We start from the raw sequence: 14916 nt of genomic DNA on the forward strand, positions 1-14916 counted from the left end.
ACAGTAAGGACCCGCGGAAGATAACTCATCCATTTCGCCGGTTCTAACCACCGCTGGCCATGTTCCTCCTCCTCGAAGTATCCCCAATACTCCTCGTCGTCGCGCCTTGCCAGCGGCGCCCAGTCCTCGCCGAAACACACGAGTTATTCTTCAGCGGGCCCTTAGACGTCGAGGTAGCGCCGGTGCAGCAGCTCGTCCAGTACTTCCAGCGCGCATTCGTCGCAGTAGGCGTAATGGCTCTTGAACTGCTCGAGCGCGTCGCTTGCTCTCGAACGTGGTCCCGGCTCCAGATGCTCCGCGTCGCCCCTCAACAAGGCCAGCATCCCGCGCAAGACCTCGGCGATCTGCTTGGCTCGTTCGGCAAAGTACGATGCCTTGACCCGCTCCAGGTAGCGCCCCGACACGACGGAGTGGTCCACCTTCTGTCCGGGATGATCTATGGCGTGCGCGGCGATCGCGTTGATGAGGTTGCGGCGAAAATCCTCCGCATCGCGTACTTCCAGGATGCCCTCGATCGATTTCATGAGCTGCGCGTCTGGATCCTCCAACTGACCGGTAACTGGGTTCTCGTAGCGCTCGTTCTTGACCCACAGCGACACGTGCGTGATGTAGCGCTCGAACAGGTCCCTGTACTGGGCTTCGTCGACCAGCCCTGAACAGGTACGCACCGAGTCATCGACCTTGAACAGCCACTCGTCGCGCACGCTGTCAATGAACGAGCGGTGGTCGTAGTAACCATCGTCCGGTTTCCGCTCCAGGTACTCGTAGTCCTTCTGGTCGCACAGCTCCTCAAGACACTCGAGAACAGCGAGTGGGGACAGGCAGCGGTAGTCCGGGTGCTGAGCAGCGTCGAGAAGCCGTGTCCTGATCTCCCGCGGGGACGCGCCTGTCGCGCCCTCGTACACGTCGCTTGCGTCGACTTCGTGAACGATGTCCGCCAAACCGGCACGCAGCTCCTTGCCCTCGTCGGCGGATAGACGCGAAGGAACGGTGGCGTCGGCATACAGTCGCAGCTTCTCCATCGGCGTCAGCGAACAGGCGATCTTGGCGAGTGCGTGGTTGCGGTAGTTCTTTGCCTCGGGGCGCAGCAAGCGCGTGAGTACAGCCCACATGGCGGCGACCATGGTGGTGTGGGGTGCCACCGGTCGCTGCATTTGAGGCACGATCTGCGCGTCGTAGATCTGCTGCTCCTGGCGGTAGTCCAACAGATAGGGCATGCGCACAGGCTGCAATCGGCCCCGAAAGGAGCGATACTCCGGGTGCTCGCGGAACGCTCTGAGGTGCAGGTCGTTGGAGCTTGCCACCAAGACCGAGTTCACCGGCAGAATCGAGTACTGCAAGGCCACTTCCCCGGTCTCGATCGCCAGCAGCAGGTACTTCCAGGCCTCCAGGGGACGCGTCAGCAGGTCGCTGTATTCGATCAACCCACCGGAACCGTCAACCAATTCGCCGGCGGTTTCGAAGAGCGTGACGGTGCTAAGCGATCCAGGCAACGATGCGAGGGAGCGATCCGCGGTCAGCTGGCGTTCCCGCGCATCCACAGCCATCTCAGGGCCTATGGTAACCGCCCCTGTGCGGAACCGACGGGATATGTAAAAGCGCTCGACCTGCACGTGGGCGAGTACCTTGCGCAGATCTCCGCTGTAGGCCGTCAGCAGGGCCTCGAAGATGTCCTTGTTCTTCTGGCTCAACTGGCCGTTCCAGATGAGATCGGGCAGCGTGTCGTCAAGGTCGTGCGCCCGATAGGCCCTGGACAAGAACTTGCGTCGTTCGTCCAGCGGCAAGAGCAAGAGCGGATGCTCGCGAAGCTCGCTAGCGAGCTTGACATCTATCTTACCGGGCTCGAGGTTCGCAAAAGTGTGCTGCGCGCTGGAAGCTTCATCCTCGGATCCGAAGCCGATGGTCTGGCCGTCCCTCCCTCTGGGAAAAATCCAAGCGCTCCGGTAGAGGGCGCCTTCATCCGAGGTCGAATAATGCTCTGTGGCTTTCATCAGGCAGGCGACAAAAGTGCTCTTCGCGCTGCCGTTGGGACCGTAGAGGAGCACCAGACGGTTGGCCCGCCCCTCGCGCACGAAATTCGACACGATTCGATAGAACGCTTCTTGAGCTTGCTCCTGGCCAGCGAGCAGCTCCCGTCTGCGCTGGCCGTCGCTCGCCTGAAACTCCAGATCGAATAAGCGCCAGCGCCGCGACTTGCCGTAGGGCCGCTCCACGCTGTAGTGACCGAAGTAGTCGAAGCAGCTCTTGAGATAGCGAGCCGCGTCGCGTGTGTGGCGCCGGGGGTGCTCGAGCACCTGTCCCAGGTATTCGTCGTACGACAGCACGCGCTTCTCGGCCAGGAAGCGGTCACGAACTGCAGCGCTCAAAGACTCGAGCTCGTGGTCGTCCTTGCTCATTTAGGGGTCGGCCTTGTCGGACGGGGCGACCCGCAAGGCCAACACGACCCGTCGCTCTTCGGGAATGCAGGTCTCCTCCGTGCACACGGCGAAGGCCACCCTCGCTTCAACTTCGTGGGTCCCCGGCCCTCTCGGCGTAAGCGGAACATCGAAGCGAGCGCGTCGCTCCCCGAAATGGGTGGCATCGACTTTTGCCAGGCGCGCCTTTGGCAGCATCAGATTCGCAGATGCAGTCAGTTCGACCGTGCATGGGAAATCCTGATTGATGTGGAACTCGCCGCGGGGCTCGAGCGTGATCAGGGCCTGGCCGAGCTCTCCATCACGGTAGCTGCCAACCGGCGAAGCCTGCAGCCGGAAATGGCTCTCCTGGACACGCGGCGAAGGCGGCCCCGCTTGCAGGGCTGCCTGGCCCGGGGCGCGCTGCTCGGAGGCGCTCCGTGACGATGGTGCCGGCGCCTGTTCCGAGCCTGCCGCCCCATTGCTCCCCTTGCACGCTGGCAGGGCCGCAGAGCAAGCGACCAACATGACGTACGCGCGTGCCCACCCCAGCCTGGAGCTTCCGTTTCCGGCTATGCGCTGCACAGCATTGAAATGAACCGCGGTCTTCGTCGGTGCGCCTTGCCAGCGACCGCCAGCCCTCGGCGCCAATCGATCACGATCCCTGGCAAGCGGCACCAGTACTCGCTTACGCGAGCGGGGCGGCGCAACAGCACCGCCTCGAGATGGGAAGAATCTACCCGCCAGAAGTTCCTTGCCTGAGTGGCCCGCAGGGCACGGCGGTGGTTCAACTAGCCTGCATCGGTCGCCCGTCAAAGATCGCCTCCATCTGCCAAGGGCTCGTGACAGAATAGCTGGTCGAGACCGGTCGCGCAGGGTGGATGCGATTCGCCGGCGCGCCCGGAGGAAAAGCCGCAGCAACAGTAGCGCTATTGCGAGGATTCTTGCGAGGACGAAAGCCGCGAGCGCGCCGCCCTGCACGGCCGCAACCGACCGAGTCTCCAGTTCGGTGCGCCGGGTCCTCGACCCCAGCTACCTGGCACGAACCGTACGTTGTATCCTGGTAGCCCCGGGGAGGCTATCCACGCCCCTCACCCGCTCGAGCCAGTGGGAGGTGCGCCGCAACACGGGCCGGCTCGCAGGAGCGAGATGCCAGTGAGCGGCGATTTCTCCGAGATCGTTCCGATACCACTTGACATAAGCAACCAGACGCGCATTCAGTAATCGCTGCTGGTTGCGGGCTACGCTGTCCACTCCCGCTTGCCCGTACGCCGATGGCAGTTCCAGCTCGTTCGGCGCCTCACCGAGCAGTGGCTGCTCGACCTGCGTCCGGAGCCGATAGGACGTGTGCTGTTCCGGGTCCACCTCCACGAGAATGTTCGAGACGCGAACCACGCCGATGAAGTCCGCCCATCGAACGCGATCATGCAGTTCTCGCTCCCAGTTCATACGCCAGCGCCCCGAGAGCGCTCGTGGATCGTGGACGAAGTCCACGCCGTCCTCGTAAAGCTGTGCATGCTCGGCCGTAAACTCCGAGACGGGCAGTCGAAGCGCCCCGTCCGCGCCGCACCCGACGAGGAAAACGACCATCGTCAAGCACGCACTGCGCAGCCCGCCCTTCATGCGAGCTCGAGTCCTTCGTAACCGCTCTCACGCGCTCGATGGGACGACGAGTCGGACTCCAGTGCTGGCGGAGGCAAACTGGGCGGAGACAAACTGCGCCACAAGCGCCCTAGATCGGCGGCCAGCGGGGCGGACACGCTGACGAGATCGCCCTGCGAGGGATGGGAAAAGCGCAGCGTCTGGGCATGCAAGGCCTGCCGGTGATGGCCCAACCTGGCCTCGAGCGATGGCGTCATGCCGGTTTCGATGTACTCGAGGAATGGACCTTCGCCTTCGGGACCGTAGAGCTTGTCTCCGAGGATCGGGTGCCCGAGAGCGGACAGGTGCACGCGAAGCTGATGCTGGCGGCCCGTCTGGGGCTCGAGCTGCAGCAGCGTGTGGCGCAGACTCCGGGCCAGCACCCGATAGCGCGTAAGCGCGGGCCGTCCACCCCCGGCGACGCACGCCTGCATGAGCAGGTGAAGCCCCCCTGCGCTGCGCACGACGGGCAAGTCGATCACGCCGGAATCCAGCTGCACGACACCTCGAACGATGGCCACGTACCGCTTGCGAACGAGCCGCCGTTCAAAGGCGATCTTTAGCGCGCGCTCAGACTGCGGATGGCGCCCGCACAACACTACGCCGCTGGTCTCTCGGTCCAACCGGTGTGCGATCCGGGGAGCCCCATCCGGAAAGCGTTGCCGCAGCAGCCAGCTAAGCGTGTTGCGGTGATACGTCGCCGATGGATGCACCGGAAGACCCGCCGGCTTGTCGACCGCGACGATCGAATCATCCGACATCAGGATCCTGAACTCAAGAGGAACCTCAGGCTCAGCGAAGCGCCGGCGCACCAGAAGCACCACTTCCCCGCCACGGACGAGCTCTGCTGCGCGCCGTCGAGAGCCATCCGCGCGAAAGGCGCACGCTCGCACGATCTGTTGCGCGCGAGTGCGAGACAGCCGCGGAATGCGCCAGCGAATGAACCGGTCCAGGCGCATGGCGCTCACCTGGCTTGGCACGCGAAAAGTGAGCACGATCGAATCAGGCGAACAACCGGGCGGTGGAGCCACCGGGAGACGCAGGGCTCTGTGCTGGCGCGCTCCCCGAGGCATCGGGGTCAGGCCGCCTTGGTCACCCGCCCCGAGCGAATGCAGCGCGTACAAACGACGATGTGTGTCGCTCGGCCGTCTACGAGCGCGCGCACGCGCTGCAGGTTTGGCCGCTGCCACTTGCGCGTCTTGATGTTGGAGTGACTCACCTTGTGAGCCGCCTGCCTTGTTTTGCCACACAATGCGCAGCCATGTGCCATGACGCCCTCGAAGCCGAAGCTTGGACCGCAGCCTGTAGCACCGGCGTCGTGCCACCGCAACCGCAGGCAAGGGACCTAGGTCGCGAGCGGGCCCCGGATCGCGTATAAGCGCTGAGGCATGCTTGAGGACATCGGTGGCGCATGGCTCGCGCCCCTGGTCGCCGCAGCGACCATCGCCTGCGGCGGCGCGGCTTCCGAACAGCGTCCTGCCACGACCTCCGGCAGCACTCTTCACGAGGGCTTCAGGCGAATCCAGCTGCACGAGGCCGCAATCACGCGACGGGCAGACCGGCTGGCCAGGGCTCGCCTCACCCGCCAGCAAACCTGTGCCGAGGTAACTGCCCTGTGTGCGGATGCACGAGAGCTGTGTAGCGTTGCAGACACCCTCGACGATGCCGATGCCGCCGAACGCTGCTCGAGGGCGTTGAGCCTATGCGCCAACTTTGGTCGAAGCGCCTCGCGCACGCATCGCTGCGGCGGCCGGCCGGTTCAGTGGCCACGCGGTGCCTCGTGAATGTCGATCCGGGCCATGGCGGCCAGGATGGGAGCTGGGTTCCGGATGCCCAAGACGCGCTCGATCGCGGGGGCAACGGCCAGTTCGAGGTGCTCGCGGCAAGGCGCCCGCCCCTGCTCGGGCGCGGATCACTTCAAGCCCTCACGGCACCGCTACTCGCAGCCATCGCCTGGGCCGGAGCCGTCTTCCGCGAAACCGTGGTTCAGACCCCTTTGGACCCCTGGTCGCTGCTCATGCGTATGCTTGCCCTGGCCCTCACGGTGCGTGCGGTGCTGCTCGGCATCGGTTTCGCCCGCACGCTACGCGACTGGCTCAGCGCCAGGCGCTGGGCGATCGTCCTGGGTCCGGAGGGTCTGCTCGTGCGAAGTCCACATGGCGATGAGGTGGTCGGCCGCGAGCTGATTCTGGCCATCAAGCGGCAAGGCAGCTCGCGCCGGCACGACGGGGGCGACCGCTTCGGCCATGTCTACGTCATCTGTGACGGTGCGCGGCGAACCGCCGCCGGTCCGACCCCGAGCTACCTCAATATCCCGCCCTTCTTCGAGGCGAGCTCCGGCGTGCTAGCCGAGACCCTGATGCGCTGGCTAGCCCCCATCGGTCCCCGGCCTCCGGCGGCGGCATCGATTCAGAACCGCGTGCCCGAGGTGCCCGGGCAAACAGCCGCGTCCTCGTCTCGACTCTACGACCGCGTGGCGGCCGGCGAGTGGCCCAGGGGAGTGGCGGCGATCCCCCATGGACCGGCGTGGCTCAAGCGAGGGCCCTATCTTTCGCTGCTGCTTGGGGTTGCCCTCATCGAAGGCACGCTGCGCCTGCCCCCCTCATCGCTGGCACGGCTCGGACTGCTGCATCCCGTGGTCATCGCCGCATGCCTGCTGCTCGTGTGTCTGGGGTGGATCGGCCTGACCAAGCGAGCGCTGCGGCCGCGCAAGGGAATAGCCTTCATCGTGACCCCGTCGGCCGTGCTCACGCGCACGGTCAGCGGGGTTGTCGAGGTGCCGTGGCGGACGGTGCAGGCTTTGCGCATCGACGTGCGTCGCAGCTGGTCGCTCGTGCAGGGCTACCACGAAGTGCGCCGCCTGGTGCTCGTGCGCAAGGACGCCAGCAACATCAGCCACGACGAGGCCTTCCTGGCAGTACCCGCCGAAGTGGCCCTAGCGCTCTGCCAGGCCTACAAAGCAGGCCGAGCACCGGTGCGGCCTGGGTAGTCCGCGTCGGTCACCGGCCTCCGGCCGCGAGCACTAGCACTATAGTGTGCTAGCTCCAGCGCAGCTCCGTGATCTCGTAGACGCGTAGACCCCCGGGAGCCTGGACCCTGACCTCGTCGCCGACTTCCCGGTTGATCATGGCCCGGGCAACAGGCGAGGTAACCGAGATGGTACCCTTGTCGATGTCCGATTCCACGGGTCCGACAATTCGGTACTCCAGCTGCCTGCCCGAAGCCACGTCCTCGAGCGTCACGCGAGCACCGAATTTGACCCGGTCACCCTTCATCTGACTGCTGTCCACGACGTCCGCGCGCGCCAGCTTGTCCTCCAGGTCCGCGATCCGCGCCTCGATCAGCCCCTGCTTGTCCTTGGCCGCATGGTATTCGAAGTTCTCCCGCAGATCGCCATGCTCGCGAGCCAGGCCGATCTCGTTTGCAACCCGAGGCCGCTCGACCTCCTTGAGCCGTTTCAGCTCGCCAGCGAGAGCACGGTGGCCCTCCAGGGTCATCGGTACCCGTTCCATACCTATTTACTCCCCGTACACCCGCGCCTACCACGGGGCAAGTCAGTGGAATCGGATTGGGCCTAAGGGCCCGCGGGAGAATAGCTCGGGTGTTTCGGTGAGGACTGGGCGCCGCTGGCGAGGCGCGACGACGAGGAGTATCGGGGATACTTCGAGGAGGAGCAACATAGCCAGCGGTGGTCAGAACCGGCGAAATGGATGAGTTATTCTTCCGCGGGCCCTAAGGGCGCCTGGAGCCTGCAGCTTGCCGCTCGTGGTATTCCTGCAGCGAGCGCACGCGGGGTTCTGCGTTGGTCTCGGTGGCCACGGCACCCGCTGCCGCAGCCGCAGCCGCGATCGTGGTGAAATAGGGCACTCCGGACATCAGGGTCTGCCTGCGCAGCGAGAAGCTGTCCTGAATCGCTTCCTCCCCCGATGTCGTATTCACGACAATGTCGATCTTGCCCGCCTTGAGCAGGTCCGCAATATGGGGGGAGCCTTCCTTTACCTTGTTGACGTGTTCGACAGGAATACGCGCGCCCCTCAGTGCGCAGCGAGTCCCGGTGGTCGCGATCAGGTTGAAGCCCTTCTCCCACAGGCGCAGCGCAATCTCGCAGGCTGCGGGCTTATCGGCATCTCGCACGCTGATGAACACGGTTCCGCAGTTGGGCAGGCCGTTGCCGCTGGCCAGCATGGACTTCAAAAAGGCTTCGGGAAAGGTGTCGGCGATGCCCATGACTTCGCCGGTGGAGCGCATTTCCGGACCCAAGATAGTGTCGACTCCGGGAAACTTCGCGAAAGGGAAGACAGATTCCTTGACTGCTACGTGCGGCGGTGTCAGCTCGCGATCGAAGCCAAGCTCGCTCAGCGTCTTTCCAGCCATGATCTTGGTCGCCAGCTGGGCGAGCGGCCGGCCGATTGCCTTGCTGACGAAAGGTACTGTCCTCGACGCTCTTGGGTTCACCTCGATCACATACACGGCGCTACCGCGAATCGCGAACTGCACGTTCATGAGGCCAACGACACCGAGCTCCACGGCCAGTGCACACGTCGACGAGCGGATGACCGCCAGCACCTCGGGGGGCAACGTATGGGGTGGCAGCACCATGGTCGAGTCACCGGAATGTACCCCGGCAGCCTCGACGTGCTGCATCACTCCAGCGATTACGACCTGAGTGCCGTCCGAGAGACAGTCCACGTCCACCTCGATGGCGTCTTCGAGGAATTCGTCGACGAGAATCGTGCCGATCTCGCTGTCCTCGAGCGCCTCGAGCGCCAGACGAAGGTAGCGCTCGAGCGCCTCGCGCGAATGCACGATCTCCATGGCCCGCCCGCCGAGCACGTAGCTCGGTCGAACCACGACCGGCAGCCCCAAGCGATCCACCGCGTCGATCGCCTCGTTAGCGCCGCGCGCAATGTAGCCCCGCGGGCGGCGCAGCTTCAATGCCTCCAACAAGTCGTCGAACTTCTCCCTGTCCTCGGCTCTATCGATGGCTTCCGCCGGCGTTCCGAGCACCCGGACCCCCGCTCTGGCCAGCGGCACCGCCAGCTTCAGCGGGGTCTGGCCGCCAAACTGGACGATCACGCCGCCGGGACGTTCCGCTCGCACGATCTCCATGACGTCTTCGAACGTAAGGGGCTCGAAGTACAGCCGGTCCGAGACGTCGTAGTCCGTTGACACCGTCTCGGGATTGCAATTGACCATGATGGTCTCGATGCCCAGATCCCTGAGCGCAAACGCCGCATGAACGCAGCAGTAGTCGAACTCGATCCCTTGCCCGATTCGATTCGGTCCGCCGCCCAGGATCATGACCTTCTGTCGGTTGGACGACTGAACCTCGGAGCGCTCCCCCCACGTCGAATACAAGTAGGGCGTCAACGCCTGAAACTCAGCGGCACAGCTGTCCACGCGCGCATAGACTGGATGCAGCGCCGCCTCCTGCCGCTGCCGCCGTAGCGCCTGTTTGCCCTGGCCGACCGCCCGAGCAATGGCAGCATCCGACAATCCGAGCGACTTCGCCGAGGCGAGCGTCTCCAGGGGCAGCGGCGCGTCCAGTCGAGCGAGTCGCTGCTCCTCCTCCACGATTTGCGCCAGTTGAGACAGGAACCACGGATCGATCCCGGTAGCGGCCTGCACCTCGCGCTGCGTGGCGCCACAGCGGAACGCGTCCGCGAGGAACCAGAGTCGATCGCTGAGCGGCGTGCCAATAATCTGCAGCAGGGCCTCGCGCAGCTCCTCCCTCCCCGCCGCTCCCGCTTCCGAGGCCGCGCGGGGCAAGCTGTCAAGCTGCTGGCCCTTCCCCTCGTCGTCGGCAAGCCGCCCGGCAAGCTCGCAATAATCGATCTTACCAATCAGTGATGTCAGTCCATCGCGACCATTCTCGAGCGCCCGCGAGGCCTTCAGCAGCGCTTGCTTGAAGGTCTTGCCGATCGCCATCACTTCGCCCACGGATTTCATTTGGGTGGTCAAGCGTGGATCGGCACCCGGAAACTTCTCAAACGCAAAGCGCGGGATCTTGACGACCACATAGTCAATGCTCGGTTCGAACGCCGAGTTGGTCCCGGTCACATCGTTGCGCAGCTCGTCAAGCCGGTAGCCTATCGCTAGTTTCGCTGCGATCTTTGCGATCGGGTAGCCCGTCGCCTTGGAAGCCAGGGCGCTCGATCGAGATACCCTGGGGTTCATTTCAATCACCACGACCCGCCCGTCGTCCGGGTTGACTGCAAACTGGATGTTGGAACCTCCCGTGTCCACGCCCACTTCCGTGATCACCGCCCGCGCCATGTTGCGCAGCCGCTGAAATTCCTTGTCGGTCAGCGTCATGGCGGGCGCCACCGTGATGGAGTCGCCCGTGTGCACGCCCATCGGATCCAGATTCTCGATCGTGCAGATCACAGCGAAGTTGTCGGCATGGTCTCGAATCACCTCGAGTTCGAACTCTTTCCAGCCGAGGACGCTCTGCTCCAGGAGACACTCGTGCGTTGGACTTTGTTGAAAAGCCCACTGGATCGCTGCCTCGAACTCTTCCGCCCGCTGCACTACCCCCCCACCGGATCCCCCCAACGTGTACGAGGGTCGCAGGATCACAGGAAGACCGATCTCGGCGACGGCCTCTCGAGCCTCCGCCAGAGTCCGGACAAGCATCGCGTGAGGCACGTCCAGGCCGATCCGCTCCATCGCCCGCTTGAAACCCTCACGATCCTCTGCTTTGCGGATCGCCTCGACGCCGGCGCCGATCAACCTGACGCCATGGCGCTGCAGCACGCCCCGTTCAGCCAGCGCCAGCGCTACGTTCAGCGCGGTCTGGCCACCGAGAGTTGGCAGCAAGGCGTCGGGCTGCTCCCGCGCGATAACGGCTTCGACGGTTCGCTCGTCCAGCGGTTCGATGTAGGTCCGATCAGCAAAATCGGGATCGGTCATGACCGTCGCCGGATTCGAATTGACCAGGATGACCTCGTAGCCCTCTTGACGCAGAGCCCTGGCCCCCTGCGTGCCCGAATAATCGAACTCGCATGCCTGCCCTATTACGATCGGTCCAGACCCAAGTAGGAGTATGCGTCGAATGTCGCTGCGCCGCGGCATCCGCGCCCAGCTACCAGAGCCCGCGGAGCACCGCAAGTCCGTACGGGTAAGGCGCCCTGTGGCGCTCAGCCACTCGAATCCTCACACGCGCGCAGCGTGGCCAGCAGCCGTCGGCCCATGACCCCATGCGGAATCGAGTGGACGATCCTTCCGCCTCGAGGGGCAAAATCCAGCCTCAACACAAGGGCTTGCCTACCTAATCCGTTCAAGAAGCGCTCGCCCCACTCCACCAGCACCACAGCATCGCCACCCACTCGCTCGCGCAAACCGATCTCCTCCAGCGCCCGCCCGTCAGGCAGCCGGTAGAGATCCGCGTGAACGACAGGCACCCGACCCGGCAGCTCGTGCACCAAGGCGAACGTCGGGCTTGTCACTGCCACGCTCGCGGGCACGCCGAGTCCTCTGGCCACAGCGCGAGCCAGGAACGTCTTGCCGGCGCCGAGTCCACCTTCGAACAGCAACAGGTCGCCCGGCCGCAGGGCCTTGGCCAGCGCCCTGCCGAAGCGCCGGGTATCGCGCCGTGTCGAGAGCTCCCGCTCATCGCTCGCTGGCATGGCACCGGTGCTGTCCACGTCGTCAGGACCCACCCTATCCTGCAGCGCCTCCTTAGCCGATGTTGATCCGAGTCCCCAGAGCCTCCCTGAGACGAAAATACTCGTCCGCAGTGCTGAACAGCACAAGCTCCCTGACTTTGTCACGCGGGTTCAGGTCGCCCCCGGGCATTCCCGGATCGGCTTGGATCATGCGCGAGGCGATCTCGAGATCGTCGCACATCAAGAGCCCCGCACGGCAGGCGGTGATCTCCACGGACTGCATCCAGCGCTTGAGATCGGTTTTCGCCCCTCCTTGAAGGAGCCGTTTACCAACACTCACCAGCAAATGGTGATCGGCTGGCTCGGTGCCTTTGCGGATTTGTGCGGCCCACTGCTCCACGTGCTTGTCCTGGATGTCGACTCCCGCCAGACGCATCGCTGCAAGAAGAACCAACTTGAGCTCTTCCCTGGAAGCGAAAAGGGTCCGAATGAAATGTTCCCCCCTGTAGTATGCGAGATGCCTGCCCACGACGAACATCAGGTCATTCGGGCTGAACCCCGACAGCAGCGCGCTCCCGCATACCGAGGCTGGCGGCGAGGTAGCGACATAGGCGAGCCCTCCCTGCCGATCGGGGCACACGAAGAGCCTGGGTGTGAACGGCAGCCCCAGCACCTGAGCGACAAATCCGAATGTCCGCGCAAACGTCAGCGTGGTACCGGCAAAATTGGTGACCTGCTGCTTCCGGTTGAGCCCCCACTGCTTGTCGCTCTTGTGCTTCAGCTTCAGCACCGCGGGAGCCACCCCTTCAAAGAGCTTGCCCACCAACGGATCCTCGCCAGGATGGAAAAGATCCTTCAACCAAAGCTCGTTGCTCAGACGAGATGAGGGCCGTATGGGTCCTTTGGATTTGTACTGCTCATAAAACTGCAACTGTTGGTTGTCTGCCTTCTGCAGAAACCTAGCCGTCGCCGCGACACACCAAGCCTTGTCGTAGGCTCTTGCGTCGAAGTACAACTTGTACAAATGGCGGTAGGAGTCGACTCGATAAGGATCTGCTCGTAGCAGCTTCTGGTGCTCGGCAATCGCATCGTTGATGCGGCTGGGCATCGCGGCATAGATCTCGGCCAGAATCTGATGCTCCTGCATGTTGTCGGGCTGCAGCGAGCTGGCCATCTTGAAAGCCTCCGCGGCCGCCTCGAAGTTCCGCTGCCGATCCCGGTAGATGACACCCAAAGCGTGCCAAAGGTTGAACTCGAGCCCCACATCGCCCTTGCCCGTGACACGATGCAGCATCTTGCGGTACGCCCGCTCGAGTCCCTTCCAGTCTTTCTGTTGCGTCGCCAGCCTGTTGATGGCCTCGAACGCCTTCAGCTGGCCCATCGGATCAGCATCCAGCGCAGCGTCGAAGTGCGAAATCGCCCGCTCGGGATCCTTTAGCTCATCGCGTACGATGACCCCGACGGTGTAGGCGTATTTGCCCTTCGCCTCGGGGCGCTGCTCGAGCTCCGACACACGCTCGATGATCTCGATCGTACGCTCCCATTGCCGCGTAATCTGATACAGCGATAGCAGCTTATGCAGCACGCGATGGTCCTGGGGGCGTAGTGTCGCGGCTTCCTCGTAGGCGTCGATCGCCTTCGGGGCCGCGTTGAGCTTCTCCTTCCAGAGGTCGCCAATCCTCACCAGCATGTCGAAGCGCTCGGACTCCTCGGCCACTTCCAGGATGCGCTTCTTGAAGTGAACGACCTGCTGGAAGTCACCGACCTTCTCGTGTGCTTCAACGAGCGCCTCGAGCGTAGGACGATGATAGCCGTCCTCCTCCAGCGCCTTATCGAACATATTGAGCGCTTTGCGATGGTCGCCTTGCTTGAGCTTGACGACTCCCAGCTTGTGAAAGACCTCGGTGATCTCGGGACCGTCCAGCTCGTCTCGATGGTGGACCAGCAATGTTTGAAAGTACTTGAAAGCGTGGTCCCAATCCTGGGTCCGGTAGTACGTGGCAGCAAGCCCCCACAGCGAGGGCAGATGCGTCTTGTCGAGCTCGTAGGCCTGAGCATAGGCCCTGATCGCCTTGTCGTCGTTGTTGAGCTCGCGCTCGCAGATCGCGAGCTTGTACCACAGCTCTTGTCGTTCGCCGTGCTCCCGCTCCGTACCCCTCCTAACGAGCATCTCGAGCAATGGTTCTGCCGCCTGCCAGCGCTCGTGTTTCGCGTACTCGTCGACCAGAGGCAGCGCGGCCTCCTCGTTGTCCGAGTCCCGAGCCAAGGCCCGCTCGAAGCTCTCAATCCCCCGGTCGTGCTCATCAAGCTGATCGTCGTATATGCGTCCCAACTCGACGTGAAGCGCGGATACCTGGCGATCACTCTGATCGATTTCAGCGGCCCGCTCCAATACTCGCGCAGCCGCGCGCCATTCCCCCGCGTCCCGGTGGATCGCAACCATCGCCTGCAATGCGGGTAGGTGATCGCTCTTGATCTCGACTGCCCGCTCGAACGCTTCCAAGGCGGCCTTGCGGTCCCCCATCTGCCCGTCGAGGATTTGGCCCATTCGGAAATGCAGGCTTACCAGCCGGTCGGGATCGGAGATCACCGTGGAAAGCTGCTGCATGTAGTCCAACGCCTGAGCCGGCTCTCCTTGTCTGTCGTAGAAGGTTGCCAACGAGTCCAGCGCCTCGCTGTTGCGGTCGTCGAGGGCGAGGATATTCAGGTACGCGTCGATAGCCCGATCGGTGTCCTTGAGCTCCTTTGAGTAGACATCCCCAATGCTGCAATAGAGCTCGATCTTCTTGCCACGATCGGGCGTCGCGGCGATGTGTCTCTCGTACGTTTCAACCAGCCGGTCCCAGCGCTGCAACGAACGGTTGAGCTTGCTGAGTGCCTCCAGCGTTGGCAGGTGCATGGGGTCGATGTCTACGATTTGCTCAAGGCGCTCAGCCGCTCGGTCCGGCTTTCGGAACTCATCTGCCCACATCGTGGCCATTCGTTCGAGCAAGCCGATCTGCTCCTTCTCGGTTGCGCCTACCACAAGCATGCGCTCCAGCACGCCCAGAAGCTCCTGCCAGCGCTGCGTCTTGCCGTACAGACGCTCCAGCCCTTTGAGCGCTGCGATGTTCTCCTCGTCCGCTTCCAGAACCTTCTCGTACAAGCCAACAGCGGAATCCAAGTCCTCCAGCTGCTCCTCGTAGATTGCCGCTATCTGAAGTCGTGTGGCCTGAGCCGCCTCCACGTCCTCTTGCGCGTTCAGCTTTCGCTCCAGCACATCGAGCAGCTGGGAC

Annotated in this window: 11 protein-coding genes; 2 read left to right on the plus strand and 9 right to left on the minus strand. The window is 63.7% G+C overall.

What is annotated here, in order from left to right:
- Positions 1 to 161 precede the first annotated feature (161 nt).
- The 5 genes from MJD61_01005 to rpmB form a co-directional block, all read right to left on the minus strand.
- Positions 162 to 2396: a serine protein kinase PrkA gene (locus tag MJD61_01005; protein ID MCG8553859.1), complete on the minus strand. Its 2235-nt coding sequence runs from the start codon at positions 2394 to 2396 to the stop codon at positions 162 to 164.
- Positions 2397 to 2921, minus strand: a complete 525-nt coding sequence (locus MJD61_01010) for a hypothetical protein (GenBank protein ID MCG8553860.1) — start codon at positions 2919 to 2921, stop codon at positions 2397 to 2399.
- A gap of 504 nt (positions 2922 to 3425) precedes the next feature.
- The gene (locus MJD61_01015) at positions 3426 to 4016 is read right to left on the minus strand and encodes a hypothetical protein (GenBank protein ID MCG8553861.1); all 591 of its coding nucleotides are present in this window, start codon (positions 4014 to 4016) and stop codon (positions 3426 to 3428) included.
- On the minus strand, positions 4013 to 4993 hold the full coding sequence (locus tag MJD61_01020; protein MCG8553862.1) for an RluA family pseudouridine synthase: 981 nt from the start codon (positions 4991 to 4993) through the stop codon (positions 4013 to 4015). Before MJD61_01020 ends, MJD61_01015 begins: the two co-directional genes overlap by 4 nt.
- Positions 4994 to 5112: 119 nt before the next feature.
- Complete coding sequence (rpmB, locus tag MJD61_01025) at positions 5113 to 5304, minus strand: 50S ribosomal protein L28 (protein ID MCG8553863.1); 192 nt, start codon at positions 5302 to 5304, stop codon at positions 5113 to 5115.
- A 118-nt stretch (positions 5305 to 5422) separates the two neighbouring features.
- On the opposite strand from rpmB, the gene MJD61_01030 reads away from it, so the two are divergent.
- Together MJD61_01030 and MJD61_01035 are read left to right on the plus strand one after the other, a co-directional pair.
- Positions 5423 to 5818, plus strand: coding sequence for a hypothetical protein (locus MJD61_01030; GenBank protein MCG8553864.1), 396 nt, complete (start codon positions 5423 to 5425; stop codon positions 5816 to 5818).
- A complete protein-coding gene (locus MJD61_01035) occupies positions 5815 to 7023 on the plus strand; it encodes a hypothetical protein (protein ID MCG8553865.1) in 1209 nt (402 codons plus the stop codon). The genes MJD61_01030 and MJD61_01035 overlap by 4 nt, the downstream gene beginning before the upstream one ends.
- 49 nt (positions 7024 to 7072) lie before the next feature.
- Here MJD61_01035 and greA read toward each other — a convergent pair whose 3' ends face one another.
- The 4 genes from greA to MJD61_01055 all read right to left on the minus strand — a co-directional run bounded on the left by greA (position 7073) and on the right by MJD61_01055 (position 14900).
- The gene (gene greA, locus MJD61_01040) at positions 7073 to 7546 is read right to left on the minus strand and encodes a transcription elongation factor GreA (GenBank protein ID MCG8553866.1); all 474 of its coding nucleotides are present in this window, start codon (positions 7544 to 7546) and stop codon (positions 7073 to 7075) included.
- A 220-nt stretch (positions 7547 to 7766) separates the two neighbouring features.
- The gene (gene carB / locus MJD61_01045) at positions 7767 to 11108 is read right to left on the minus strand and encodes a carbamoyl-phosphate synthase large subunit (protein MCG8553867.1); all 3342 of its coding nucleotides are present in this window, start codon (positions 11106 to 11108) and stop codon (positions 7767 to 7769) included.
- 65 nt (positions 11109 to 11173) lie between these two features.
- Positions 11174 to 11695 (minus strand): tRNA (adenosine(37)-N6)-threonylcarbamoyltransferase complex ATPase subunit type 1 TsaE, encoded by a 522-nt coding sequence (gene tsaE, locus MJD61_01050; protein ID MCG8553868.1) that lies wholly within the window; start codon positions 11693 to 11695, stop codon positions 11174 to 11176.
- Between the two features lie 19 nt (positions 11696 to 11714).
- On the minus strand, positions 11715 to 14900 hold the full coding sequence (locus tag MJD61_01055) for a tetratricopeptide repeat protein (GenBank protein ID MCG8553869.1): 3186 nt from the start codon (positions 14898 to 14900) through the stop codon (positions 11715 to 11717).
- Between the last annotated feature and the right edge of the window lie 16 nt (positions 14901 to 14916).

This window comes from Pseudomonadota bacterium, assembly GCA_022361155.1.
In the GTDB taxonomy this organism is placed as follows: Bacteria; Myxococcota_A; Polyangia; order Polyangiales; family JAKSBK01; genus JAKSBK01.